We start from the raw sequence: 4061 nt of genomic DNA on the forward strand, positions 1-4061 counted from the left end.
GCCCCCTGGCTTGCCCCCGTGGCCCCCACGCCCTGACTGTGTCTGCTCTGACGCGCTGCGCCGGAAGAACAGAGGCGTTAAAAGGGGCCTCACGGCTGTAGGAGGAGAAGGAGGCTCGCACGTGGACCTGATGGTGGGGATGCAGAAGGCGATGCGCCGGGTGCTGGTGGCGCGTGGCGTCCAGTCGGAGACGGTGAACGTCGCGGGCCAGGCGGTCCACCACTACGCGCTCCAGGGGCAGGGCAAGGGGCCGCCGGTGCTGCTGGTGCACGGGCTGGGCGGTTCGGCCAACGGCTTCGGGCGGACGTTCTTCGGGCTGGCGCGCCGCTTCTCGCGCGTGCTCGCGCCGGACCTGCCGGGGCACGGCTTCTCCGGGGCGTACTGCGGCGGGCCCACCTGCGTGAAGAGCCAGTTCGACGTGCTCACCGCCTACTGCGAGCAGGTGGTGAAGGAACCCGCGCTCGTGGTGGGCAATTCGCTGGGCGGGGCCATGGCCGTCAACCTGGCGGCCGAGCATCCGGAGTGGGTGAAGGCGCTGGCGCTGGTGGCCCCCGCGGGCGCGGAGCTGACGCCCCAGGCCCTGACGGCGCTCCTGAGCGTGTTCGAGGTGAAGTCGAACGAGGACGCGCGCGAACTCACGCGGCGGCTGTTCCACCGTCCGCCGTGGGCCGCGATGTTGCTCGCGTCGGAGATGCGCAAGTTCTACTCGAACCCCACGGTGCAGGCGCTCGCGGCGGACGCCATCGCCACGCAGGCCAGCATCGCGCCCCAGGCGGTGCGGGACTTGAAGATGCCGGTGCTCTTCCTGTGGGGCGGCAGCGAGCGGCTCCTGCCCCCGGAGATCCTCACCTGGTACCGGCAGCACCTGCCGCGTCAGGCGGAGGTCCACGTGGTGGAGGGCTTCGGCCACGTGCCGCAGATGGAGCGGCCGGACGCGTTCGTGTCCCACCTGGTGGGCTTCGCGGACCGGGCAGGGCTGTCAGGCGGGAATCGTTCGGTGGACCGGGTGTAGACTCCGGGGCCCTGGCGATAAGGCCCCTTCCTCCCCGCCACAAAGGACGCGCTCCCGTGACAGGTCTCCTCCCGCCGTGGCGCCTGGGTCTGGCCGCGCTCCTCCTGTGGGGCGCTCCCGCGTTCGCGAGGGAGCCCGCGGACGCGGCGGCCAGGGACGAGACGGCGTACCGGCAGCTGGAGCTGTTCGCGCGGGTGCTCTCCTACGTGGAGAACAACTACGTGGAGTCGGTGGACCGCAAGACGCTGGTCCACGGCGCCATCCAGGGGATGCTCGACACGTTGGATCCGCACACCGTCTTCATGCCCCCGGAGGTGTTCCGGGAGATGAAGATCGACACGTCGGGCGAGTTCGGCGGGCTGGGCATCGAAATCGCGCGCAAGGGCGACCGGCTGGTGGTGGTGGCCCCCATCGACGACACGCCCGCGGCCCGTGCGGGCATCAAGGCCGGCGACGAGCTGCTGGCCATCGACGGTGAGAGCACCCAGGGCATGGACCTGGGCCGCGCGCTCCAGAAGATGCGCGGGCCCGCCGGGGGCCGCGTGCTGCTCACGCTGATGCGCGCGGGCTTCAACGCGCCCCAGGAGCTGGCCATCCTGCGCGACCACATCCGCATCGTGTCGGTGGAGGGCGCGCTCTACGACGGCATCGGTCACGTGAAGGTGAAGAACTTCCAGGACCGCACGGACCAGTCCCTGCGCAAGGAGCTGGACCGGCTGCGCGCGCTCAACGGCGGCAAGGAGCTGGACGGCCTGGTGCTGGACCTGCGTAACAACCCCGGCGGCCTGTTGGACCAGGCGGTGGCGATGAGCGACCGCTTCCTGCCGGGCAACCTGCCCATCGTGTCCACGCGCGGCCGTGATGGCCGCAACGCCTCCGAGGAGCGCAGCCGCGACCGCGACACGGAGAAGGACTATCCGGTGGTGGTGCTGGTCAACGCGGGCAGCGCGTCCGCGTCGGAGATTGTCGCCGGTGCGCTCCAGGACCACGGCCGCGGGGTCATCATGGGCACGCAGACCTTCGGCAAGGGCAGCGTGCAGACCATCATCGAGCTGGAGGATGGCTCCGGGCTGAAGCTCACCATCGCGCGCTACTACACGCCCAAGGGCCGCAGCATCCAGGAGAAGGGCATCACCCCGGACTTCCTCGTGCCGGAGAACTCCACGGGCAAGGCGGGAGCGGATGCGCCCCGGGAGAAGGACCTGCAGCGCCACTTTCGGGCGGAGCCGTCCCAGACGACGTCGGAGGTCGCGGCCGCGCCGCGCGGACTGCCCGCGAACCTGAAGGACTGGGCGGTGACGGCGAAGCTCACGGACGCGCAGCTGCGGGTGGCCCTCAACTACCTCCATGGGTTGGCGCCGGGAACGGCGTCCCGGGGACCGGGGACGACGGCGGGTCGCTGAAACCCCTTTCGAGGCTGGCGTTCCGCCGGGCAGTGCGTGTAATGCGCACAGCAACGAGGGAGACCGGATGCGACGTCCTTTCAATCGCGCGCTGCACGCGACGCTCAGTGGCTGGCTGGTGGGAATGCTGGCCATGGGCCCCGCGGCGGCGCAGCAGCAACACGTACCCCTGCGGCTGATCCCGCGCACGCTGCCGGCGGCCGCGGGCCCGCGCATCGCGGTGGTGGCCATTCCGTTGGACCCCTCGCTGGAGGGCGAGGCGCTGAAGCTGTCGCACTGGGCCGAACAGGCCGTGGCCCGCTCCGGGAGGCTGGAGCTGGTGCGGCTGACGGACGCGCTGGATGCCCAGGGCGCGAGCGCCCGCGAGGCGAAGGCAGTGGAGGGCAACGCCGCTTTCAAGGAAGGCGCCAAGGCCTACGACGAACTGGACACCGTGAAGGCGCTCCAGAGCTTCGACAAGGCGGTGCGCGCCTATGAGCTGGCGGACCTGTCGCGCGCGTTCGCGCTCCTGAGCCGCGCGCGGGTGATGAAGGCCGCGTCGCAGGTGGCCAACGGGGAGAACAAGGCCGCGGAGCTGGAGATGCGCGCGGTGCTGGCGGTGGATCCCCGCGCCCAGTTCAACCCGAACTTCTTCCCCCCGGAAGAGGTCGCGTTCGTGGAGAAGGAGCGCAAGGCGCAGCTGACCGGCGCGGAGGCCACGCTGTCGGTGCGCACGCAGCCGGTGCCCGCGCAGGTGTTCGTGGACGGGGCCTTCCGGGGCGTGTCCCCGGTGGAGCTGACCGGCCTGACGCGCGCGGACCACTACGTGACGCTGGTGGCGCCGGGCTACTCGGTGCTGGAGGGCAGGGCGCGCGAAGGCGAGGCGTCCTTCACGCTCACGCGCCTGCCCGTGCAGCAGCGGATGGACGCGCTGGTGCAGCGCATCGCGAAGGAGCCGGACGGCGAGGACCGGGACAAGGCGCTGCAGGAGCTGGGCGCGCTCGCGGGCGTGCCGCAGGTGCTGGCGCTGCTGGTGCGCGGCGGCCCGGGCAACGCGCCCCTGAGCGTCACGGGCGTGCGGCTGGACGTGGCGGACGGCCACAACCTGGCGTACGCGGTGGGGCCCCAGGTGCCGCGCGGCGACGCGATGGCCACGGGCTCCGAGTCGTTCCTGACGGGGCTGGTCGCCCAGGACGCGGCGCGCGTCGGTGGCAAGCCGACGACGCACTTCACCGGGGGCGGGGGCGTGAGCCGCCGCACGGTGGGCTACGTGCTGCTGGCCACCGGTGTCGCCCTGCTGGCGGGCGGCATCTACTTCGGGCTGGAGTCCTCCTCGAAGTCGGACGCGTTCAAGACGGCGCCCCAGGGCAGCACCCGCGCGGAGGACCTGAAGAGCACCGGCAAGACGTACGCGCTGGTGGCGGACGTGGGCGTGCTGGCGGGCCTCGTGTCCGCGGGCGCCGGCGGCTACCTCGCCTTCTACAAGGGGGGGAGCGGTTCGTCGTCCCAGGCCGCCGCGAGTCCTGCGTCACGGCGGGATGTCCAGGCCCGCGACGCGAAGCCCATCGACAAGGCGCTGCCCATGCCTCCGCCGCCCGTTCGCACCGAGCCGGCCCCGGCGAAGGCGAACGCCACGTCCACGCCGCCCGCCGCGACGCCCCCTCCGG

3 protein-coding genes are annotated in these 4061 nt (G+C 72.1%); all 3 read left to right on the top strand.

The features are described from left to right. The first annotated feature begins 121 nt into the window (after positions 1–121). Complete coding sequence (locus D7Y13_RS39345; RefSeq protein ID WP_120537750.1) at positions 122–1012, top strand: alpha/beta fold hydrolase; 891 nt, start codon at positions 122–124, stop codon at positions 1010–1012. A 56-nt stretch (positions 1013–1068) separates the two neighbouring features. Beyond that, positions 1069–2415: a S41 family peptidase gene (locus tag D7Y13_RS39350; protein ID WP_199732979.1), complete on the top strand. Its 1347-nt coding sequence runs from the start codon at positions 1069–1071 to the stop codon at positions 2413–2415. A 67-nt stretch (positions 2416–2482) separates the two neighbouring features. Then, positions 2483–4061: PEGA domain-containing protein (locus D7Y13_RS39355; RefSeq protein ID WP_120630993.1), on the top strand; the 1579-nt coding region annotated here is incomplete at its 3' end.

This window comes from Corallococcus praedator, from assembly GCF_003612125.1.
Classification (GTDB): Bacteria; Myxococcota; Myxococcia; order Myxococcales; family Myxococcaceae; genus Corallococcus; species Corallococcus praedator.